A 23,439-nucleotide genomic window follows, 5' to 3' on the forward strand; every position below is an offset into this window, starting at 1 on the left:
ACACCGAGATTCACTAGGTGATGAATGTTTTTGTCGCGTCTTAAAGGCTCGTATGTCCGATTGAAGCCGCCCGCGGAGAAACGCCGCTGAACTCCGCCGCCCGAGCCTCCGCGTAGGCGGCAGCACCCATCAGCGCCGCGCGACTCTCCAAGATCACACGAACCGGCATGTTGATGAGCAGCTGGCTAAGGCGCCCCTTATCCTGAAAGGCCTTCAGGAAGACGCCGTCTTTTAGCTTCTCCAGAATCTTCGGAGCGATCCCTCCGCCCACATACAGACCGCCCACCGAAAGCACCTTGAGCGCCAGATTTCCGGCTTCGGCTCCGTAGATCGAGACCATCATATCCAGAGCCTTGACGCAGATCTCGCTTTTCACTGACAGCGCCATCTCCGTGATCACGCTGTTCGGGTCGTGAGCTTCGGCGAGTTTCTCCGCCAGCCACTTCGGCTCTTCCATCCCGTAGCCATCGCGCAGAAATTCGTAGATGTTTGTCAGCCCCATGCCGCTGACGACCCGCTCATAGCTGATCCGTCCGTTGTACTTCCGCTGCAAAAAGCGTAGCAGCTCAATCTCCGTCTCATTGCGAGGTCCAAAATCCGTATGCCCGCCTTCTGACGGATACGGCACGTGAATGCGCCCATTCCAGGCCAGCAGCCCTTCGCCGAGCCCCGTGCCCGCCGCGATCAGCGCGCGATTGCCGATCTGGCTCGCGTCGCCTTCGCTCAGCACATAGATCTGATCCGTCGACAACTCCGCGATCCCATATCCGTTCGCTTCCAGATCGTTGATGAGAAACACGTGGTCGATGTGCAGATTGAGAGAGATTTCGCGGCTGTCCAGAGTCCACGGCAAATTCGTAAGCCTGAGCCGCCCGTCGCGCACCGGTCCCGGCACGCCAAAGCACGCCGCGGTGACCTTATCCGTCCCCAGAAACTCGCGGACAATCTCAACGAGCCCCGCGTACTCTTTCGCCGGATACTGCTTGTCGCGCGTATGTTTCAGCTTGCCCGCTGTGAAGTCGTACAGCGCCAGGTGGACTTTCGTGCCGCCTACATCACCAGCTAGAATCATCTTTCCCTCTCAAAAGTCCCGTGGCCATTCCCTTCTGTTGCAGGCAGTAGCGCAGCAGCATCCTTGTCCAGGACGAGAGTGAGTATACCGCTTGAGGGCCAGATGAGCTGGCTGGGCAGGCGCTCCGGATCGCGCGGCCCGGTGAACACTTCTTTCACCAGTTCCGCCTTGTTCGCGCCGCCAATCAGAAAGAAAACCGAGCTGGCCTGGTTGATCACCGGCCACGTCAGCGTAATGCGCCACGTGTCCTTCTGCGGAACCTGGTTCGCCGTCACCAGCCGCCCCATCTCGTTGATCGCCTCTGTGTGCGGAAACAGCGAAGCCGTATGCCCGTCGTCTCCCATTCCCAGCTGCACCAGGTCAAAGCGAGGCGTCTCCGCGCCTTCCAGCCTGAACGTATTCCTCAGCAGCGACTCGTAGCGCGCCGCCGCCACTTCTGGCTCCAGCTCGCCTTCCATGCGGTGGATTTGGTCTGGCTTCAGTGGAACGCGATCGAGCATCGCCTCGCGCGTCATGCGATAGTTGCTCTCCGCGTGATCGGGAGGAACGGTCCGCTCGTCCACCCAGTAGAGGTCGACTTTGTCCCACGGCATCCGTTTCCGAAACGGCTGCCCCGGATCGGCCAGCAACTGAAAGGCAGCTTTCGGCGTTGAACCTCCGCTGATCGCAATCCGCGCCCGGCCGCGTTTCGTTGCCGCCTCCTCTGCAATCGCGACAAACTGCTCGGCAGCACGGCGTGCAAGAGCGCTGCTGTCCGGCTCAACAATGTATTCGATTTTAAGTTTCGATGGCATGCGGCGACCTCCGCCTCTTCTACATTACCCGGTAGCCCTTCACAAGAGAGCCACCCGTGAGACCTGTCCGCCTGTGGAATCCCAAACCCGCCGCCCGCTTACTTGCCGAGATAAGCCCTGTACTGCAGCTCAATCACTCCCGCCGCACGCGCAAGCGCCAGCTTGGCCATGTTATAGCGGTAGAGGCTCTGCACATAGTTACTCTGCGCCGTCGCGAGAGATGCCTGCGCCGTGACCAGCGGAAGCGTGTCATCCACGCCTGCATTCACGCGATCCGTCTCGTCGCTCACTTCCTGTGTCGCCAGATCGACGTTCGATTTCGAAACGTCCACCAGCTTTTTGGCCGCTTCCACATCCAGCAGAGCCGACCGCACCTGCTGGTCGATCTTCGCGCGGAGGTCATCGAATTGCGCGTTGGCCGCCGCAAGCTGCGTAGCAGCAGCGTCTGCCTCGCCGCGTATACTCGCCTCGCGGAAGATCGGAATGTTCAGCGTCCCCACGGCCGAGAAAACTCCATGGCTCGGGCTGCCGTTCACTCGGTCAACGCCGTAATACCCATTGAACTTCAGGCTGGGCAGGCGTTGTGCGCGATACGCTGCATGAGCCGCGCGAAGCTCAATGATCTGGTTCTGCAGATTCTGGTAGTCTTGCCGGCTCTTGTACGCAACAGCCCTGACTTCCGCGGGCGTCTGGTCCGCCACGTCGCTGTACGGAGCCGGATCCGTAAGGACGATCTTCTGCCCCGGATCGATCCCGATCTCGCGCTTCAGTAGAATCAAATCCTTCTGAAGCGTGTTCTGCGCCGCGATCAGCGCCTGCTGCTGGGATTGCAGCTGGACCTTGGGCCGCAGCTCGTCGAGGTTGGCCGCAGTGCCCGCTTCGTGCTGGGCATGAGCATGCTCCAATTGCACCTGATCCGCCTTGACCAGAGCGGTCGCGTTGTCCACCTCGCTCGCATCGGCAATGCACCGCAGATAGGCCGTGGCCACCTGCTGCACCACCTCGCCGCGCGCCGACATCTTCGCAAAATAGGCCGAACGCGCCGCCGCCCCCGCCGCCTTCCATCCCGCAATCACCACTCCGGAAAACAGCGTCTGGCTCAACGACAACTGCCCCTGCGTCAGGTCGTCTTTTGTGATGAGCGAAATCCCCGTCGGCGGTCCGCCCGGAAAGATGGCCCCAAACTTCTTCAGGGTGCTTGGACCGAACCCCTGCGCCGCCAGGTTGTGCTCAAAGTAACCAGTTCCGCCGCTCAGGTTGATCGTCGGCAGAAACTGCTGCAGCGCAATATTCTTCTCGCCCTGGAAGAGCTTCTCTCCGCTCTCCGCTTCCTTGAGGCCCAGGTTGTTTTCGAATCCCCGCCGAATCGCGTCGTCCAGCGATAATTTCAGCGGTTCATCGCTGATCGCCTGAGCGGTGACGCTGCCGTAGAAGGGATTTGCCGCCGAAGTAGGATTCTGCCCCGAACCGGGATTCTGCCCATAAATGCTCGCCGCTCCGGCCAGGCAGACTAGCCCCAGGGCCGCGCAGCGGGCAAATTGTGCAGCTTCTTTCACATCCATCATTCTCTCAGATGTTTAAGGGCAGCGAAGGATTCCCAAATGCGGCCGGAAAATACCGGAATCCAATGCGATCTTGGGAGAATTTGCACCAGATTCCGGTCAGTTTTTCGTGTCCTTCAGTGTCCAGGCCTCCGCGTCAGATCCTCTGGCGCGCCCACCTGCCCCGCCGGAACAGCACGATGCCCGCCGCCGCCACACTGCACTGCGCCACCACAATCGCCAGAAACACCCCTTCGCTATGCAGGTGACCAGTGACTGCCAGCAGCCAGGCCACCGGCAGCTCCAGCACCCAGAAGCCGAAGAAGTTCACGATCGTCGGCGTCATCGTGTCGCCCGCCCCGTTGAAAGCCTGCAGCATCACCATCCCGTAGGCATAGCCCACGTTCCCGCAGCTGAAGATGCGCAGAGCCGTTGCCGCAAGCGGCACCACCGCCGGGTCGTTCACGAATAGCCGAACCGCCGGCGTGGCAAACACGATGAAGAACACGCCGATAGTCCCCAGGAACATCATGTTGTAGAAGCCCGTCTGCCACACAGCCTTTGCTGCGCGCTCGGGCTTCTTCGCGCCCAGGCTCTGCCCCACCAGCGTCGCCGCCGCGTTGCTCAGCCCCCATGAAGGCAGGATGAAGAAGATCACGATTCGTATCGCCACCGTGTATCCCGCCACCGCGGCCGCTCCGAAGAGCGAGATGATCCGCACCAGCGCAATCCAGCTCGTGTTCGCAATCGCAAACTGCATCATGCCCGTCAGCGATACGCGCAGCAGCCGCAACATCACGCCAAAGTGAACGCGCAGATGCCGCGCCACCACGTGAATGCGCTCCGTGCCCTTCAGCAACCGGTAGAACTGGTACAGCACTCCAATCGACCGCCCGGTCAGCGTCGCTAGTGCAGCCCCCGTCACGCCCATGCGCGGGAAAGGCCCAATCCCGAAAATCAGGCACGGGTCGAGCACCAGGTTGATGATGTTCGACACCCACAGCAGCCGCATCGCAATCGCCGCGTCACCTGCGCCGCGGAAGATTGCGTTGTTCAGGAACAGCATAATGATCGCGCCGCATCCGCCCAGCGCCACCCGCGCATAGCCCGACCCAGTGGCCACGATCTCCGGCGACGCGCCCATTGCACCCAGCAATTGCGGAGCGAAGATTCCCGCGGGTATCCCGATCACCAGCGAGATTGCCAGTCCCACCATGATCGCCTGCACGCCCGCAATCGCCGCGTCTTCCGGATCCTTCTCGCCAATGCGCCGCGCCACCATCGCCGTCGTCGACATCGCCACGCCCAGCCCGATCGCAAACACCAGCGCCAGCATCGACTCCGTGATGCCCACCGTCGCCACTGCGTTCGCGCCCAGCCGACCCACCCAGAACACGTCCGTTACGGCAAAAAGCGATTCCAGCACCATCTCCAGAACCATCGGGATGGCCAGCAGCAGGATGGCGCGATTCAAATTTCCAGTTGTGAAGTCGCGGTGCGAGCCCTTCAACGCCTCGCGCACCGATGACCAGAAGCCCTGCTCGCCCTCTCTCGGCGGCGGCGGTATCAACCACTCAAGTACAGACATACGGATCTCCACGTTGCGTGCTGAAGAACTGTCCAGGTGCGGCTTTGAAAGGGCACGACTTCAGTCGAGCCGCTATCCCGGTCCGTTCAATCAGGGCTTTAGCCCACGCGGGCCGAGCGCTGCGAGACAATCCCAAGCGTGAGCGAAGGGGTTTAATCGCATAAGTTCTGCTTTGCAGAATCACCCCAGGTCTGGATCTGACCTCGGGATCAAAAAGAAGGGAAAAACCCGAGGCAATGTTCAGCGATTAGGTCGAATTCGGACGATGACAGGCTGAAACACTGTTTCCTCCATAGGCCGGCGGGACCGGCGGGTGTCCAGACTATATCCCGGAATCGACTCTCGATTCCAGCGAAAAGTGACAAGCACCGCCTAATGACAACAGAAGCCCGACGCAAGATCGCGCCGGGCTCTGCATCTGTCAGCTACGAACTAAGAACTACGAACTGACTTACTCCTCTTCCTCCTCAACCGGCCGCTTGGCGTTGGCTAGGATCTTTTCGGCTACGAGTTGTGGAACCACATCGTAGTGATCCATCTCCATCCGGTAGCTGCCCTTGCCCTGGGTCATTGAGGTGAGCTGAGTTCCGTAGGTGAGCATCTCGGCCATCGGTACCTCGGCGTTGATGATCGTCGTGCGTCCGCGTGTCTCCATGCCCTGCACCCGGCCGCGGCGTCCGTTCAGATCGCCCATCAACGCTCCGGCAAATTCGTCCGGCGCTTCAACAGCGATCTTCATGATCGGCTCAAGCAGGCACGGTTTTGCCGACTCCATCGCCTTGCGGAAGGCGAGGCGGCCGGCTTTCTTGAAGGAGAGTTCGTTTGAATCGACATCGTGATAGCTGCCATCGTAGACGACGACTTTGAAATCGACGACCGGATAGCCCGCGAGATATCCGCGAGCCGCAGTCTCCACGATTCCTTTCTCGATGGCCGGAATGAAGTTGCGCGGAATCGCACCCCCGAACACTTCACTGGCGAATTCGAAACCACCGCCCCTAGGCATTGGCTCCATGCGAATTTTGCAATCGCCGAACTGTCCGTGACCGCCGGATTGTTTTTTGTGCCGGCCCTGTGCGTCGGCCTTCCCGCGAATGGTCTCGCGATAAGGAACCTTCGGAGCCTTCAACGTGACCTCAGCGTGATAGCGCTTTTTCAACCGCGAAACGATCGTCTCGATGTGCGGCTGTCCTGCGCCGGCGATCAGGAATTCGTTTGTTTGCGGATCACGATAAAAGCGGATCAGCAGATCCTCTTCCATCAGCTTGTGAATCGCGGGCGCGAGCTTGTCTTCGTCGCCGCGCGTCTTGGGCTCGATCGCGTAGGTCATTGCCGGTTCGGGCATGGCCGCAAGCTCAACCTGAATATCGGCTCCTTTGACGCCAAGCGTGTCGCCGGTCAGCGTGTCTTTGAGCTTGGCAACTGCGCCCAGATCGCCCGCATGAAGTTCTGCGACTTCGACAGCTTTACGTCCCTGCATCACGCTCAGGTGCGAGAAGCGCTCCTGGCTCCGGCGTGTATAGTTCTCGAGTGTCGCGTCGTTTTTCACGCATCCGCTGACGACCTTGAAGAAGGTGATGCGGCCCGCGAATGGATCGCTCATTGTCTTAAAAACAACGACCGCGACCGGCTCCGAATCGTCGACCTTGCGGAAGGATGTGCCGCCTGAGGCCGAATCAGCCGCGCTTCCGTTTGCTGCAACAGCCTGCATCGCTGCGGATTTCACCGGGAGCGGCGGGCGCTCGGTCGGCGCAGGCGCATACACCTTGATGAAGTCGAGCAGATGATCGGTAGCAACGTTCGTTCCGCCGCTGGCAAACAGCACGGGGAAGATCCTGTCTTCGCGGATCGCTTCGTGCAGCGCGGTGATCAGATGCTGCTCGGGAATTGTCCCCTCGGCAAAGAACTCCTCCATCAACTCGTCCTTGCCTTCCGCAACCAACTCAACCAGCGCCTCATGCGCCTCTTTAGCCTGTTGCGCAATGCTGGCCGGTATCTCACCCGTGATCTTCCCGTGCCCATCGCCGTTCGGCGAGTAATGGAACGCTTCCATTGTCACCAGGTCAACGACTCCATGAAATCCGCCAGCATCGGAGATCGGCAACTGCACCGGAACGCAGGTCCTTCCCCAGCGTTCGTGCAGATCTTCAATCAGCGCGCTCAGGCCGTTTCCGCCGCCCGCCTTCGGGTGGTCCATCTGGTTGATGACCACAAAGCGCGGAATATTCGCCTCTTCGGCACATTTCCAGACTCGTTCCGTCACCGGCTCGACGCCATTCTGTGCGTTCACCACCACGCAGGCCGCTTCGACCGGCAGCAACGCTGCTTTCGCTTCGTGGGTGAACATATGAAAGCCGGGAGTATCAACAAAATTGATCTTCACGCCCTGCCACTCGGCAAACGCCACCGCATTCGACATGGTTGTGCCGCGGGCAACTTCCTCTTCGTCATACGCGGTCACGGCTGAGCCGTCGTTCACGCGCCCTTGTGTCGGTGTCATCTTCGCGGCATGCAGCAGTCCGGCAATCAACGAAGTCTTGCCGCTCTGCGCATGCCCCACTACAGCTACGTTGCGGATCTCACTTCCCTGGTACGTTTTCATGGCATTACCTCACTTTTGTTTGGGTCTTTAAGGGCGAAGACCTTCGGCCCGAAGTTGGACTCCGAGATCGGCTGCGCCCATTGAAAGTGTTTGGGAGTGCGACACAGGGACGTCATCAGGGCGTCCCGAAGGACGTCAACGCGTCCGGATTTCTGGGCTCGAGGGCCCAGTCTGCCGTCTTCCTCGTCCATGCGGAGAGTCTCCGGCAGGCGCGCGGCGGATTCCGGGAATTATCGGGAAGCCGCCGGGCGTCTAGCTTTGAGAAGCGGATGCTATCACAGCAGGAGTATGAACGTCCTGTGACTTGAATTACACGTTCTAGCTCTTAGCCTAAGCTCGCGGACTGGTAACTTCGGGAGGAATCCGGCTCTGAAGCGATTCCCTACCAGTGCAGAACCGGCAGAAGGCTCGAGAAATCGTCGGTCCAGGGGCGCAGCCCCGGAAGCGTTTCCGGGTCGAACGCATGAGACACGAGCTCCGGCTGCTGGAAGAACGCTGCGTTATCCGTCACCAGCATCCATGTTGACGTGTATTCCCCCCGGGGTTCGTTGGCGAGGCTATAAACGTGTCTCGCCTGCATGCCCGCCGAGGCAGCCAGCAACGCGATGGGGGGCTCGAGATCGACGTGCCGGTTGGAAATGTGGAACGCAATGATTCCGCCCGGTGCGAGATGACGCCTGTAGAGTGCAAGCGCTTCTGTCGTGAGCAGATGTAGCGGAATTGCGTCCCCCGAGAACGCATCCACCACAAGCACATCAAACCGCTGCGGCGGCTCCGTTGTTAGCGAAGTCCGCGCATCGCCCGTGATCACCGACACCTGAGCGCCGGAATCCCGAATATAGGTAAAGACGTTTCGCGCAATCGGCTCGACGGCAGGGTTGATTTCGTAGAACTGAATGCGATCTCCTGGCCGTCCGTATGCAGCCACGGTTCCGGCGCCGAGTCCGATCACGCCGACCTTTCTGGGCCGATCGCCGCAACAGAACCGAAGTGCAAAACCGACTCCTGAATTCTCCGCGTAATACGTCGTCGGTGTATGCCGCTGCGCATCAGTGCCGAAGATCTCGGTCCCGTGTTCGACATTTCCGTTGGTCAGGGTGCGAAGAATAGCTCCCGGATAACCGAAGTTCTGCTTCACGCGGAGTGCGCCGTAGAAGTTGCGTACCGCCACCTGGGTGTTGCGCGCATTTACCGTCGCGATCCAGAAGACCTGCACCGTCATGATGATCGTGCCGACACCCCAGAGAAGCCTCGAATTCCAGCCGTCCTGCCATGTGACGAGAAACGCGAGGAAGGCTGTGAAGCAGCAGGTGATCACCAGATCCATATTGAACCGAAACAGCAATGGGAACGCGATGCCGATCAGGAATGATCCCAGCGCGCCTCCCGCTGCAAACAGCAGATAGAACTCAGTCGTCTCTGAACTTCGCCGCGGCCGGAGCCGATAGGCCTCGCTGTGGCAGAAGAGGCAGGAAGCGAACGTCTCCATCAGAAAGAAACCAATGCTGATACGCAGCGGCCACTCCGCGTCTTGTTTGGTGAAGGCATAACCAAGACTTGCCAGCATCAGGATTAGGAAGCGGGCCACGACGCTCCGCGGAAGCGCCCGCGGAAACTCGAATGTCAGGATGATTGTCAGGAGGTATACGCCTAAAGGCAGCACCCACAGCAGAGGTATAGCCGCGACGTTCGCCGTCAGGTAGCTGGTCACGGCGCTCAACTGCATCGCTGCACCCATGGGTAGAAGTACCCAAAGAGCCTTCTGCGCAAGCGGCGCCGGAGCTGCGTCCTCGACATTCGTATCGTCTGCTTGTGCCGAGCTAACATCTGCCGACCGCGCTCGCCCCGCGATGATGCTCACCAGTGCGGCGAAGACCGCGAAGCCGCAGCACCAGGCGATGCGCTGTGCACGCAACGTCAGATGAGGTTCTATGAGGGCCGGATAGGCTGCGAGTGCGAGCAGTGAGGCAAGATTGGAGAGCGCAAACAACCTGTAGGGAATTGCCGACCCGTGGAGGCGCGGCCACCACACCTGCATCAGCGGACTGGTTGTGCCGAGCGCGAGAAAAGGAAGCCCGATTGTGCTCGCAAGAACCCCGAACACAGCCAGGATCGGGTGATTCGATACGCCGCCGGTCACTGCACTTCGCGTGCACCAGGCAACCGCCGTCGCCAGTCCTGCTAGCAGCAGCCCGGAGTACATCTTCCAGCGCGGTCGCCGCGCCGTCCAGTGCGCGTACAGGTAGGCGCAGAGGAGCGCTGTCTGGAAGAAGACGAGGCAGGTGATCCAGACGGCCGCCGACCCGCCCAGCACGGGAACGAGCTGCTTCGCGGCAATCGGCTCCACCATAAACAGCAAGAACGCGCCGAGAAAAACCGCTGTCGCGAACAGCCAGCGCGACCCGGTCATGCGAACCTCTGAGGCGACTTGATCATCATTCTCATTTTCAATCATCGCCTCAACCCGATGATCCGCATAACGAGTTTGCTTGCTTAGCTTGAGTGCGATTGTGTTAGATTGCCATACACCCCTGCCGCATTTCCCTTCCGGCCTCGTCTACTGTCAGGAGGAAATCTGAATGTCGATCTCGAGAGCTATATCCGACGAACCTGCCCTTGGCGCTTCCGAGATTGAGATCGGCGCTCGAGCCCAGCGCAAAGCCGATGTCCGCCTGCTCCCGCTCATTGCGATCGGCTATGGAATGGCCTACATGGATCGCATTAACATCAGCTTCGCTTCGTTACGAATGAATAGCGATCTTCATTTCAGCGCGACGGTATACGGTGTCGGAGCAGGGCTCTTCTTCATCGGATACGCGCTGTGCGAGGTCCCATCGAACCTGCTGCTCCTGCGCTTCGGCCCGCGCCGCTGGCTGGCGCGCATCATGCTGACGTGGGGCTTGCTCGCGGCTGCGATGATGTTCGTGCGAACGCCGCTCGAGTTCTATGCGGTTCGCCTGTTGCTCGGAATCTCCGAGGCGGGATTCTTTCCTGGGGTGCTCTACTACCTGACGCTGTGGTTTCCGGCAAAGATCCGTGCCCGCGCGGTGAGCAGGTTCTATGTAGCGCTGCCGCTGAGTACCGTGCTGATGGGCTCCGTTGCCGGATGGCTGATGGGGCTGCAGGGAGAACTCGGCCTCGCTGGATGGCAGTGGCTTTTCCTACTGGAGGGACTACCGGCGGCGCTATTCAGCGTTGTAGTTCTGAGGGCACTCCCAGACAGTCCAGAGAGAGCTCCCTGGCTCACTGCCGATGAGAAAGCATGGCTCCGAAGACAGCTGGAAGTAGATTACTCCCACGCACACATAGGACATGAGGCAGGCATTCTGCGTGCCCTGCTTTCACCGAAGGTCTGGATGATCGGGCTGTTCTTCCTCTCGGCACTCACCTGCAACTACGGCTTCTACTTTTCCGGCCCGGCAATCTTGCAGGCTGCCACTGGCTTGAGTGTCGGGAAGGTCGGATTGCTCATGTCTTGCTTCGGAATTTTCGGAGCAGCCGCGATGCTGTTTGGGGGATCGAACTCGGACAGGACCGGCGATCGCGCTCTGCACTGCAGTGTGCCATGCTGCGTGATGGCGATGGGCTACTTCGTCGCGAGCTACGGAGGTCCGGGATGGCTCGTGGTTCTCGCGCTCGGAACGAGCTTTGTCGCGTTCATGGCTCTTCAGGCGCCTGCCTTGGCTGTTCCGACCCAGTTCCTTGCAGGGCGCGCGGCAGCCGCGGGCATTGCCGCCATGAACACCATCACCATGTTCAGCGGTTTCATTGGCCCGTACTGGATGGGAAGGATGAAGGACGCGACGGGCAACTACAACTTCGGTCTGCGCGGACTGGTCGTTCCCGGTCTTACTGCAGCGCTCGTGATGTTCATTCTTACTCGCAGCCTGGCCAAAGGACGGCTGTCGGCAGCGCGACCGGATCTCGCCAACGAGACGGCATAGGATTTCGCGGACTGCGAACTTGTTCGACGGAATCTCACATGGATCGCGAATCAGGCGTTCGCTGTTGCCGGCAAGATCTCGTCCACATCTACCCACGCAGTCGGGTAGTTGCCCGTATAGCACGCGACGCAGTAGCCATTTCCCTCGCCCCCATCGCAGCTCTTCAATAAGCCGTCAAGCGAGAGATAAGCCAGCGTATCGGCTTCAATGAACCGTCGAATCTCCTCGATGGTCTGGTTGGCTGCGATCAATTCTTGCTTGCGCGGCGTATCCACACCGTAGAAGCACGGCGAGATTGTCGGCGGACAGCTGATGCGCAGATGCACTTCCTTTGCGCCCGCACCGCGGACCATCCGTACGATTTTGCGGCTCGTCGTTCCGCGGATGATCGAGTCGTCGATCAGGACAACCCGCTTGCCTGCAAGCAGATTGCGCACCGGGTTCAGCTTCAGCCTTACACCGAAGTCGCGTACCCGCTGTTCCGGCTCAATGAACGTGCGCCCCACATAATGGTTGCGGATGAGGCCAAGACGGAACGGAATCCCGCTCTCCTCCGCGTAGCCCAGAGCCGCGGTTACTCCCGAGTCCGGCACTGGTACGATCACGTCCGCTGGAACTCCAGACTCACGGGCGAGCTGGCGACCCATCTGATCGCGGCTCTCCTGGACCCAGCGTCCATAGATCCTGCTATCGGGGCGGGCGAAGTACACATGCTCGAAGATGCAACTCGACTGCTGAACCCCGCTCGCATACTGCCGGCTGGTTAGGCCATCCTCCGTGATCATTACCAGCTCACCCGGTAGTACATCGCGTTCGTACTCGGCACGGAGCAGATCGAATGCGCAGCTCTCGGAAGCAATGACGATAGTGTCAGGACCGTCTTGATTGCGAATGCGCCCGATTGAGAGCGGACGGAAGCCGCGAGGATCGCGTGCCGCGAAGATGCGATCGCGCGTCATCATCACAATCGAAAACGCCCCCTCCACCTGACCAAGTGAATCCGCGATCGCGTCGACCAGAGTTCCGGCACGCGAGTGGGCGATGAGCTGGACAATGATTTCAGAGTCCGAAGTGGTCTGGAAATAGGCGCCGTCGCGTTCAAGCTTGGCGCGAACCGTCCCCAGATTCACCAGATTGCCGTTGTGGGCGATTGCGATCAGACCCTTTGTAGACTCGACCCGGATCGGCTGCGCATTCAGCAGCGCTGAGTCACCTGTTGTCGAGTAGCGCGTGTGCCCGATTGCCATCATACCTGGCAGCTTGTGCAGCACATCATCCGTGAAGATCTCGGAGACGAGGCCCATACCCTTTATGTTGGCAAGATGCTGCCCATCTGCCGTTGCGATACCCGCGGATTCCTGTCCCCGATGCTGCAGGGCGTAGAGACCGAGGTACGCCATCTTCGCGGCATCCGGATGTCCATTAATGGCGACTACGCCGCATTCTTCGCGCAGCTTCGGATCGCTGTCGATCAAACCACCTGGAGGAGTGGCATGCTGGATTTCCGCTTGTGCTGTGTCAGCAACACCGGGGACCCCCTGGTACATCAAGCGGCTCGTCATTATGCCGTGACCTCATTGTGGAGTGCTGCTTCCAGAGACTTTGCCCAGTGCCCGCGCAACTCAGAAATCGAAGCTGAAATCAAGACGTCTCCATAGACCGAGATCTCGAGTCTGTCGCCGCCCGTCGTGCCCAGGCGCGAGCAGAAATAGTTGAAGCGATTTGCCACTTCTTCAATTTCGGAGATGTTCTCATGCACTGTGCTCACAACTACCAGCGATGCCGGCTCCGCAAACAGTCCGAACAGCGGATGGGTCATGAGCGCCGGCTCCTGATCGACTTTGGCCCCAATGCCCTTCTCAAAGCTGGCCTGAGCGAGGGCCGTGGCGATGCCTCCGTCCGATACATCGCGAGCTGAGCGAATCAGCTCCCGGTTCGACAAAGTGACAAGCAGTCTTTGCAAATCAGCTTCCGCTTCCAGGTCAAGCGATGGCGGCGTGCCCCATAGCTGCCCGAGTACGGCCTTGGCATATTCCGAGCTGCCAAATGCGGACACATTCTGTGCTGCGGTCGCGTCCGGCGCTTCTGGATCTGCGTCAGGCACAGGCTCTGCTTGGGTCTCCACCGGGTAGTAGCGCATTGGCTCGGGTTGGAACGGCACCTTCATTTCAGGCTTTGGCTCTTCGCCACGCGGCACCGGCCACAACAGCAGAATCGCATCGCCTGAGCGCTGGAACGCAGCCGGCACGGCCTTGGTCACATCGTCCAAGATGCCGACAATCCCCAGCACTGGTGTTGGATAGATCCCCTCGCCCTTGGTCTCGTTATAGAGCGAGACGTTTCCGCCCGTGATCGGAGTGCCGAGTGCGGTGCATGCCTCGGCGATGCCGTCGATCGCCGCCGAGAGCTGCGCCATTATCTCTGGCTTCTCGGGATTGCCGAAGTTCAGGCAGTTGGTGGCAGCGACGGGAGTCGCCCCGACACAGGCTACTTTCCGCGAGGCCTCGGCCACAGCGTGCTTCGCTCCGAGTTTCGGATCGAGATAGCACCAGCGGCCGTTACCATCCAGTGCCATGCCGAGACCGCGCTCATGGTCAGCTTCGCCGGTTCCCTTGATGCGCATCACACCGGCTTCGCCGCCCGGCCCGAGGACAGTGTTGGTCTGCACCATCGAGTCATATTGCTCGTGCACCCAGCGTTTCGACGCTATGTTCGCGCTCACCAGCAGCGTCTTCAAATCGGCCGTAAGATCGCGATCCTTCGCCAGCTCAGCGGATACCCGCTCCGATGGTTCCAGCTCCACGGGCGGCTTCCATGTTCCTACGGGCCGCCGATACAACGGTGCGTCATCCGTCAGCGACTGATTCGGAATGTCGGCCACCAGTTCTCCATGGTGCCGGATGCGAAGGCGCGATTCCGGCCGGACCGTGCCGACGATCACAGCGTCCAGACCCCATTTCGCGAAGACCTTGAGCACCTCGTCCTCGCGCCCCTTCTCGGCGACGAGAAGCATGCGCTCCTGGCTTTCGGAGAGCATGATCTCGTAGGCGCTCATCCCAGTTTCACGCTGCGGAACAAGATCGAGTTCTACATCGAGTCCTACGCCTCCGCGCGCGCCCATCTCGCACGTTGAGCAGGTCAGCCCGGCCGCGCCCATGTCCTGAATGCCGACGATCGCGCCAGTCTTCATCGCCTCGAGGCAGGCTTCGAGCAACAGCTTCTCCATGAAAGGATCGCCGACCTGTACGTTCGGCCGCTTCTGCTCAGAGCCTTCCTTGAACTCCTCGCTGGCCATCGTGGCACCGTGGATACCGTCACGCCCTGTTTTTGCTCCTACATATATGACCGGGTTGCCAGTGCCCGTGGCCTTGCCATAGAAGATCTCGTCCTTGCGAACTAGTCCCAGTGCAAAGGCGTTCACCAGCGGGTTTCCGCTGTAGCAGGGCTCAAACTTCGTCTCCCCGCCGAGATTCGGCACGCCGAAACAGTTGCCGTAGCTCGCAATGCCGTCCACCACGCCTTCCACAATGGAGTGGTTCTTCTGAACGAGCTCCGGCTCCGTGCCAGCCTCCGGAAAGACTGGCCCGAAGCGCAGTGAGTCCATCACGGCCAGTGGCCGCGCACCCATCGTGAAGATGTCCCGCAGGATCCCGCCCACGCCTGTCGCCGCACCCTGATGCGGCTCTATGTAACTGGGATGATTGTGGCTTTCGATCTTGAAGGCACAGGCCCAGCCGTCGCCCACGTCGATAATGCCGGCGTTCTCTCCAGGGCCTTGGACGACCCGATCGCTCTTCGTCGGAAGGCGTTTCAAATGCACACGGCTCGACTTGTATGAGCAGTGCTCGCTCCACATCACGCTGTATATGCCAAGCTCGGTGAGGGAAGGGACGCGTCCCAGTGCCGTCAGGATCCGCTCGTACTCGTCCGGGGTGATGCTGTGCTGAGCCAGCAACTCCGGGGTGACCACGACTGGATCGGGAACGACAGCAGAAGAGGCAGTAGTCATCACGATTGCCTCCATTGTCGCATGGGATGTATGCCCGTCCTGAACGTATGCATTCAGGAAAGGAGGCACCTCAGTCCTGAGGTTTCCCTGAGCCCACAATTTTCAGAATCAGCCGACCACCCCGAGGAGAGTGGAGGCGCCTCCGTTATCGTATTCGAGGAACTTCTAGGGCGCCCTGAACTGGCATTGCGTCGTTTAGCCACGAGGCGTCATTGATTAGCCTCCAACATGCGCCTGTGCGATACTTTACCTGTATCCCCACCCCGGCCGGGATGGCGGAACTGGCAGACGCAGCGGACTCAAAATCCGCCGACCCTTGCGGTCATGGGGGTTCGACCCCCCCTCCCGGCACCAGCCTTAAACCTATTCATAATCAACTCATTGGCAAAGTCATAAATCGTTCGTGCCTGAATCGTGCCTAATTTCCGCCCAGAGTGTGTCTAAGTTTCCCCTCCTGGCATCGGTGAATCGATCCGCGGCCACTTACTCGATCGCTTCTAGCCTTTCTTCATAATTGGACTGATGATCGCCGAGGCTCGGTCAGGCATCTCTCGTGGCTTTGGAATTTGCGTCACAGAGCGCGACGTTTGAGCGAAAACTCGAGAACCGTCGGAGTGTTCAGGTGAGTTCTGTCGCCCCCCGCACCTGAGTCTGATCAAAGTTCGGCATGACGCAGCACGCAACTTGGCATTGGTTAAGCAACGGAAGAGGCGGAGATGCTCTGACCTCTGATAAGAGGACATTTCCCGAGGCCAGGAAGCACATAGGAGAGGCAGTCGCATTCGCGGAGGACAAATCAATCCACGGTCTCGGATCTTGCGTCTTTTCAGCCTCCCTGCGCGACAAGCGGCTCTGCTTCTGCGTGAGGCTGACTATCTACGGCAAGGTAATCTCCAAATCTTCAAGGGACCGGCCGTTCGTTTCCGGCACAGCCGTGAATACGAAGATGCTGCCCGCGAAACAGATGCCGGCGTAGCACAGAAAGGTTCCGGATGTACCAATCGCGGCGTCCAGCATCGGAAAGGTGTAAGTAAGAAGGAAGGATGCCACCCACAACACTGCAATTGAAGTCGATACAGCGGATGCGCGCATCCGGTTGGGGAAAATTTCGGTGACGAGAACCCAGGTTACGGGTGCGAGCGACGTCGCGTAGAACGCGATGGCGCATAGCGTGAGAACGAGAACCCATGCACCCTTCGCGTGCGAGCGATACGCCAAGCTGGCTGCGAGGTGCGCCGCGCCGATGGCCAAGCAGCCGAAGATCATGAGCTTCCTGCGGCCAAAGCGATCGACGAGCAGCATAGCGATGACGGTGAAGATAAGGTTGATAGCTCCGGTGATGACGATGTTGAAAAGGATCTCGCTCACGCCGTATCCCGCGGTGCGATAGACCTCTTGCGCGTAGTTGAAGAGGATGTTGATGCCGCTCCACTGCTGGAGAACGGCGAGGGCTGCTCCGATAGCGAGAAGCTTGCGACCGTGGCCGGAGAGCATCTCTCGCCAGCCGGCGTTCTCATGAGGAACTGACAGCGAATTCTGGACGGCAGTCAACTCTGATTTCGCGTAATGCTGGCCACCGATCTTTCGCAGTACCTCGAGAGCGTCTTGTGCGTTAGCCCGCGCGATGAGCCAGCGCGGGCTTTCCGGAATGAACGGTGCCGAACACAGGAATAGGACCGCGGGGATTGCTACTGCAGTAAACATCCAGCGCCAGCTGTACTGGGCATTCCACGAGGCCACGATCACGATTCCGCCTGGGACATCTTCGGCGATACGCCAGTTGATGAGCTGGGCTGCGAGGATGCCGATGACGATTGCGAGCTGATTGAGGCTGACGAGACGGCCTCGCCATTGGGCCGGGCTGATTTCTGCGATGTACATCGGAGAGACGTTGGAGGCGAGTCCTATGGCGACTCCGCCAATAATGCGCCACGAGATGAATGTGGAGAAGGCGTGTGCCCATCCCGTGAAGATAGAGGAGATGGCGAAGAGAAGGGCCGAGAAGACGAGCAGCTTTTTGCGCCCGAAGCGATCGGCCGCGGGGCCGGCCAGAAGCGATCCGGCGAAGCAGCCGAGCAAGGCGCAGCTGTTTGCCCAGCCGACGAGAGCTTCCGAGGTGAGGTGGAAGTAGGCCTCGTAGAAGGGCTTTGCGCCGCCGATGACGACCCAGTCGTAGCCGAAGAGCAGTCCACCGAGGGCGGCGATGAATGCGATGGTCCAGACGTACCGAAGATGAATCTCAGGTTGGGACGAGGGAAGCGAGATCGGCGTAACGGGAGTCACTTGCATCGTCAGCCCGCGACTCCGGTGTTGCGAAGCCCGGACTGATTCAGGAGGTCAGACGCTCGACCGTGACTGCGATCGAGGTTGAGCACTTGCTGGAGCAGGGATTGCGATTCGGACCGATGGCCCAGGCCAGCCAAAGCTTGCGCGCGAAGGAACATGGCATCAAGGTGATTGCGCTGGACGAGGTCTTCATAGAAGAGCAGCATCGCGGGGAGTGACGTAGCGAAGTAGTCGATTTTCGGTTCCGTCGCTTCGAGTTTCAGAGAGGAGTCGTGGATGCGGGTGAAGAGATATTGAGCTTCTCTATTTCTGCCCAGGCGATCGAGAGCAAGACCGGTCCAAAAAGTCATGTCCGAGATTTCGTGCACTGACATCTGCTGGAAGTCGCCTTTTTGCTTGGCTGCGCGGAGCCACCACGTCCGCGCTTGTGCTAGATCACCGCCGCGGTGATAGGACTCGCCAAGCCAAAAGTAGATGTCACTCTGGTTGGCAAGCAGGTGCTTCGCTTCGCCGAGGTTGTGCGGCGGCTGTAGCGCTGCCAGGAAATGATTGCGTGCTGCTTCGCAGTTACCGCTGTCGAGCGAGAGGCGCCCCAGTAGCAGGTGCGCGCGCACGAACTGAGCGAGTGCGAGGCCCTCGCCGCCCTCCCACGGCTGAAAGCGCCGGCTGAGCAGAAGATGCAAGGCCATTCCGGGCTGGCCAAGATGGTTGAAGAGAGTGGCGACTTCAACGGACAGGTCGTCACGTGAGTCGACGAGCGCGGGATAGCGAAGCAATTCATCGAGGCGCTGCTGAGGGGGCCGTCCCGTTCTTTTCCAGAGCTGGTCGCGTTCGTAGAGGACGCGCGCGTCACTCGGGTTTGCGACGAATGCAGTCTCGAAGCTCTCCAATGCGCGCTGAGGATCGTGTTGGACGTTGAAGTAAGCGATGCCGAGATTGCGATGGACGGTGGGCAAGGAGGGGTTCTCGCGGGCTGAGGCTTCCCAATGCTGAATCGCTTCGTCGTAACGCCGCTTGTCGTAGAGCAGGTTGCCGAGCAGATAAGAGGGAGTCCATTTCGCGGCGGATTTGGCGAGAGCCCACCGGAGCACGATCATTTCATCGAGGCGGCTTGGGAAGCAGTAGTCGACTGAGGCAGTGGCGGCCCGTTCCATTGTCTGCACGGCGCGCGAGTCTGCAAGTTTCTCCTGAACTCTGGCGAGAGTGAAGAGGACGATCGGAAGCGTTCCGTCCTGCGCATTTTGATCCGCTGCTTCGAGTGCGAGGCAGGCTTCTTCGTGCAGTCCCGCGCGGATGAAATCGAAGGCAAGATCAAGGTGCTCCTGATTATTGGCAGGCGGGACGCCCTTTTGCCAACGAGCGGCGATGTCCATGGGGTCGAGCGCGAGGGCTTCGTCGAGGAGAAGGTCGGCTATTGCGGAGTGGCCTGACTTTCGCAGGGCGAGGCTCAGGAGGTTGCAAGCGTTCAGGTTGTCAGCGTCGGCGCGCAGGCTACGCTGGAGGTGGTCGATTGCTCTTACCCAATCCTGATTGTCGCAGTCGCATTCGGCGAGGGCCAGGTAAGCGGGCGCGCGCCAGGCTGCGTTCCATGTTGCTTTGTAGAAGGCGTCGTAGGCTTCTTTATTCCGGCCCTGATAACGGCAGGCGAGTCCAAGACTATAGAATGATTCGCCCTCCCGGGGATTCGGATTAAGAGCGGTGAGGCGGGCGATGGCGGACTGGAAGTGTTGAGCCGCGTTCTCGAACTCGCCGCGGCGAAGATGCCAGAGGCCCATTGCGTTGAGGATGCGTGATTCACCAGGATCACGACGGAGGCCCTCCACCCAGTAGGCTTCGGGCATTCGCGTTGCGTGGCGATATTGCTCGAGGTGGAGCCCAATGAGGTAGAGTTCCTCGACGCTCTCAACTTCTTGAGGCAGCTTTGGTTCGCTTGCGACGACAGGCGCCGATGCGGGGCGGACCTTTGCGGAGTCGTACTCGATAAGGAGCCGCGATCCTGCGTAGACGGCAACGGCGATTGGGGATCCGTTGTGCACGGGTGCGTGCCGAGCTTCCATGATTGCCGGCTGTGCGACAGAGATGTTTCTATTCCAGCGGGCGGTTTCTGTGCCGTCGAGTTTGAGAATCATCGTTGCGTTGTCCACCGGAGCTGTAACGAAGACGCCGATACGTAATGTTCCGCGCTCAATGAGAACGCTCAGGGCCGCGTTTCTATTGGCTGCTATTGGTTTTCCGATGCCATGAATCGGGAACCAATTCTGAGTGAAAGTTTTGGTCTCCCAGGGAGCCAGGTAGGAGAAGTCCGGCTGATTGTCCGTGTAGACGCCGGCCATCAACTCGATGTACGGGCCATCGTGGTCGGTGAGATTACGATCCCAAGCGTAGCCGAAGTCGTGATTGCCCCATGTCCATTGCTTTTTGCCCGGCGAGATGTGGTGATCAGCGACGTGCACGACCCCTGCATGGGCTTTGTGATCGTAGCCGCCGAAGAAGTCCTGCTCGGTGCCCGTGATCATGTAGCTGGTGGGAACGGGTATGTTCGCATACCAACTTAGATCGTTGGCAGGATAACTACCGTCCGGGACGAAGTCGCTCGGCGCTTCATCGGCGGGAACGCCGTTTCGGGCCCGCTCATCGTATGCAACGCCGTAATACGTTCCGTTGCTAAGAGGGAATGAAGTCACAGCGCGCTTGGCGTGATCTGCAACGAAGCTGATGTCAGCGGGGAAGAAAGACTGGTACATCTCGTGTACACGTGTGGCTACGTTGGCCCACCATAGGAAGGTTTGCGTGAAGGGGATGCGGTTGAAGAGGCGGACCTTCAGTTCGCATATCGCGCGGCCTGGATGAAGGCAGATGCCATGCATACCTTTCATGCGATGGATGGGATCGTGATCGCTGCACCAGACAGTAATTGAGCCGTCAATGGAGCGATCGATCTCGGTTGAGACGGGCATGAAGGTAGCCGGCCTGTGGTGCTGCGGCCAGTTGAACTCGACGCCGCCCGAGATCCACGGGCCTGCAAGTCCCACGAGCGCCGGCTTTATCACGTTCTGGCGGTAGAAGAAATCGTAGCCGCTGGTTTTGTCGTATCCGATGTGAATGCGCCCACCGATCTCGGGAAGAATCATGAGGCGCAGATACTCGTTTTCGATATGGACGGCTTTCCATGATTTCGGTGTGGGTTCGGTTGCGATGCGATCGATAAATGGGAGCGGGTATACCTTACCGCTGCTGCCCTGGTAGACGCGTCTTTCGAGGAACATTGGGTTTCGATCCGGCTGAGCTGGGGCGTAGGTGAGGATCTCGACCTCCTGCTCCCAAGCTTTCACTGAACCGGACTGCTCTGGAGGAGCATCAGGCAGCAGCAGGTATTGCGAAGATGGGGCATTTTCTGCTGCTGAAGATTTGGTCGGCATCGGGGCTCCGGAGTATATGGTGGACGTACACAACGTTATCCGCTGTGAGGTGCATGTGCAAACCCGGCGTAGATTCCTGAGTTCTGTTTCCGCAAGCGGGTTAGCTGTTCTGGGGGCGCAGACAGGTGAGCCGGAGAAACTCGCAGTCGATGCAGGCGGTCGTGAGTCCGAAATAGTCGCGCTTTGCGATGGCTGGGAGTTTCAGATGGACGCTGAGGGGTCTGCAGATCCCGCAAAAATAGCCCAGCGCGCGAGTGGCTGGCAGGCAGTCGAGGTGCCGCATACGTGGCAGTCGCTGGGCCGATCGCCGGAGTACGTCGGGGTGGCATGGTATCGCCTCCGCCTTGATGCACCGAATAAGTGGGCAGCATCGCGGTGTGTGCGCATCGAGTTTGAAGCAGTGAACCACACTGCGCACGTGTTTCTGAACGGGAAGGCTGTCGGGGAACATGTTGGCAGGGGTTACACGGCCTTCACTCTTGATATTTCAGATCGCCTGGCGAATGGGGCCGAGAACACCTTGATGGTGCGCGTTGATAATCGGCCGGGCGACCGGATGCTGCCGCGCAACAAGTGTTATGACTGGACGGACGATGGCGGGATAATCCGTCCGGTGAACCTGCTCATAACGGCGCGCATGTTTATTGAACGGGTGGAAATCGATGCGGTTCCGGATCTGGTGAGCGGTTCGGCTGAGATCAAGATGCGGGCTGTGGTTCGCAACGCTGATTTGCGGGCGGGTAAGGCGAATGTCCGAGCTGCGATTCGCCAAAAAGCAAGCGCGGAAGAGCTGTTGCATCTGGGCCCAGTCGGAATCAGTGTGGAAGGGCGCGGAGAGCAGACGGTCGAGCTGGGCCCGATGACCCTGAAAGGCGCTCAGCTTTGGCACTTTGATTCGCCGCACCTGTATCAGGCGTTGATTGAGCTCGAGAGTTCGTCGGGCAGTCATCAGGTAAATGAGCACTTTGGTATTCGCAGGTTCGAGGTGCGCGGGCGCGCCTTCTATCTGAATGGAGAGCAGGTTTCTCTGATCGGTGTGGAGCGCATGGCAGGGAGTCATCCTGAGCAGGGCTTTGCCGAGATGACACAGTGGATAGAAAGCAATCACCGGGACATGAAGGAATTGAATTGCGTCTTTACGCGCGTGCATTGGGCGCAGGATCGGCGCGTACTGGACTTCTGCGATCGGCACGGGATCCTGATGCAGGAAGAGGTGCCGGCGTGGGGACAGGAGACGTTCCTGAAGACAACAGACGATGTTCAGCACGCCCTGGAACAGAACGGGCTTGAACAGCTTAGGGAGATGATCAGGCGCGATCGCAATCATCCATGCATCGTTGCGTGGGGCCTGTGCAATGAAGTAGACGGGAAGAATCCACGGTCGAAGCAATTTGCACGCGCGATGAGCGCTGAGGCTCGCAGGCTCGATCCATCGCGGTTGCAGACTTATGCTTCGCACACGCTGGGAAGCCATCCCGGCGCAGATATGGCGGGCGAGTTCGATTTTATTTCGGCAAATGAGTATTACGGAAGCTGGACACCCGGAGGTCCGGAAGACGTTGAAGCCTGCATTGAGGGGATTCGGAAGGCATTTCCTGAGAAGCCGATTGTCATCTCAGAGTATGGCTGGTGCGAGTGCCAGCCGAAGATAATGCCCGGAGACGAGAATCGCGTTGCGATTGTGAATTCCCACACAGAAGTATTTCGGAAGTTTCCGGAGGTCGCCGGCGCGATTTACTTCGACTATAACGATTACCGCACGCTGGTGGGAGATAAAGGGAAAGGGGCGATGCGGCAAAGGGTACACGGCGTGGTGGACCTGTACGGGCGCAGAAAACCTTCGTTTGAAGCTTTGCGCATGCAGGCGAGCCCGCTTGAGAGGGCTGTGTTGCGGAAACTCGACGAGAGTCGATTTGAAGTTGAGCTTCGAGCGCGGGAAAGGCTCCCAGGATATGTTCTGCGAGACTACTCGCTGCGCTGGATCGCTTATGGATATGACGATCTGGCGATGGATGGTGGAAAGGTGAGCATTCCTGATCTGCATCCTGGCTCCTCGCAGTCGTTCAAGATCGAAGTTTCATCGGCTGGGATCAGGAGAATTGTCGTGGACATAATCCGACCTACGGACTTCTCGGCGATGACCGTGGAATACCTGGTTGAGGCAGCGCAGCGCTAGCGAGGTGG

Annotated in this window: 12 protein-coding genes and 1 tRNA gene; 3 read left to right on the forward strand and 10 right to left on the reverse strand. The window is 59.5% G+C overall.

Going from position 1 to position 23,439, the window contains the following annotated elements; all coding sequences use genetic code 11:
- Window positions 1-40: 40 nt before the first annotated feature.
- The 6 genes from glk to DHV10_RS10565 all read right to left on the reverse strand — a co-directional run bounded on the left by glk (window position 41) and on the right by DHV10_RS10565 (window position 10,007).
- On the reverse strand, window positions 41-1,072 hold the full coding sequence (gene glk, locus DHV10_RS10535; RefSeq protein ID WP_109486292.1) for a glucokinase: 1,032 nt from the start codon (window positions 1,070-1,072) through the stop codon (window positions 41-43).
- The gene (pgl, locus tag DHV10_RS10540; protein WP_109486293.1) at window positions 1,069-1,866 is read right to left on the reverse strand and encodes a 6-phosphogluconolactonase; all 798 of its coding nucleotides are present in this window, start codon (window positions 1,864-1,866) and stop codon (window positions 1,069-1,071) included. Before pgl ends, glk begins: the two co-directional genes overlap by 4 nt.
- 98 nt (window positions 1,867-1,964) lie before the next feature.
- Complete coding sequence (locus DHV10_RS10545) at window positions 1,965-3,431, reverse strand: TolC family protein (protein WP_109486294.1); 1,467 nt, start codon at window positions 3,429-3,431, stop codon at window positions 1,965-1,967.
- Window positions 3,432-3,564: 133 nt separating this feature from the next.
- Complete coding sequence (locus DHV10_RS10550) at window positions 3,565-4,995, reverse strand: MATE family efflux transporter (RefSeq protein ID WP_109486295.1); 1,431 nt, start codon at window positions 4,993-4,995, stop codon at window positions 3,565-3,567.
- A 451-nt stretch (window positions 4,996-5,446) separates the two neighbouring features.
- Window positions 5,447-7,597 carry an elongation factor G gene (fusA, locus tag DHV10_RS10555; RefSeq protein ID WP_109486296.1) on the reverse strand — a complete coding sequence of 717 codons (2,151 nt, stop codon included), beginning with the start codon at window positions 7,595-7,597 and terminating at the stop codon, window positions 5,447-5,449.
- Between the two features lie 382 nt (window positions 7,598-7,979).
- A complete protein-coding gene (locus tag DHV10_RS10565; RefSeq protein WP_109486542.1) occupies window positions 7,980-10,007 on the reverse strand; it encodes a spermidine synthase in 2,028 nt (675 codons plus the stop codon).
- 169 nt (window positions 10,008-10,176) lie between these two features.
- On the opposite strand from DHV10_RS10565, the gene DHV10_RS10570 reads away from it, so the two are divergent.
- Complete coding sequence (locus DHV10_RS10570) at window positions 10,177-11,541, forward strand: MFS transporter (protein WP_109486298.1); 1,365 nt, start codon at window positions 10,177-10,179, stop codon at window positions 11,539-11,541.
- A 50-nt stretch (window positions 11,542-11,591) separates the two neighbouring features.
- On the opposite strand, the gene purF is transcribed toward DHV10_RS10570, so the two are convergent.
- Window positions 11,592-13,103, reverse strand: a complete 1,512-nt coding sequence (purF, locus tag DHV10_RS10575; protein WP_109486299.1) for an amidophosphoribosyltransferase — start codon at window positions 13,101-13,103, stop codon at window positions 11,592-11,594.
- Entirely contained in the window at window positions 13,103-15,550 is a 2,448-nt protein-coding gene (gene purL / locus DHV10_RS10580; protein ID WP_162601415.1) for a phosphoribosylformylglycinamidine synthase subunit PurL, read from the reverse strand. Before purL ends, purF begins: the two co-directional genes overlap by 1 nt.
- A 266-nt stretch (window positions 15,551-15,816) precedes the next feature.
- On the opposite strand from purL, the gene DHV10_RS10585 reads away from it, so the two are divergent.
- Window positions 15,817-15,904: transfer RNA gene (locus DHV10_RS10585), tRNA-Leu, on the forward strand.
- 522 nt (window positions 15,905-16,426) lie between these two features.
- Here the strand turns inward: DHV10_RS10585 and DHV10_RS10590 are convergent.
- A complete protein-coding gene (locus tag DHV10_RS10590) occupies window positions 16,427-17,839 on the reverse strand; it encodes a sugar porter family MFS transporter (protein ID WP_109486301.1) in 1,413 nt (470 codons plus the stop codon).
- A gap of 2 nt (window positions 17,840-17,841) precedes the next feature.
- Window positions 17,842-21,255, reverse strand: coding sequence for a DUF5107 domain-containing protein (locus tag DHV10_RS10595; RefSeq protein WP_109486302.1), 3,414 nt, complete (start codon window positions 21,253-21,255; stop codon window positions 17,842-17,844).
- Between the two features lie 16 nt (window positions 21,256-21,271).
- On the opposite strand from DHV10_RS10595, the gene DHV10_RS10600 reads away from it, so the two are divergent.
- Window positions 21,272-23,431 carry a glycoside hydrolase family 2 protein gene (locus tag DHV10_RS10600; protein WP_109486303.1) on the forward strand — a complete coding sequence of 720 codons (2,160 nt, stop codon included), beginning with the start codon at window positions 21,272-21,274 and terminating at the stop codon, window positions 23,429-23,431.
- Window positions 23,432-23,439 lie beyond the last annotated feature (8 nt).

The sequence above is a fragment of the Occallatibacter savannae genome (assembly GCF_003131205.1).
In the GTDB taxonomy this organism is placed as follows: Bacteria; Acidobacteriota; Terriglobia; order Terriglobales; family Acidobacteriaceae; genus Telmatobacter; species Telmatobacter savannae.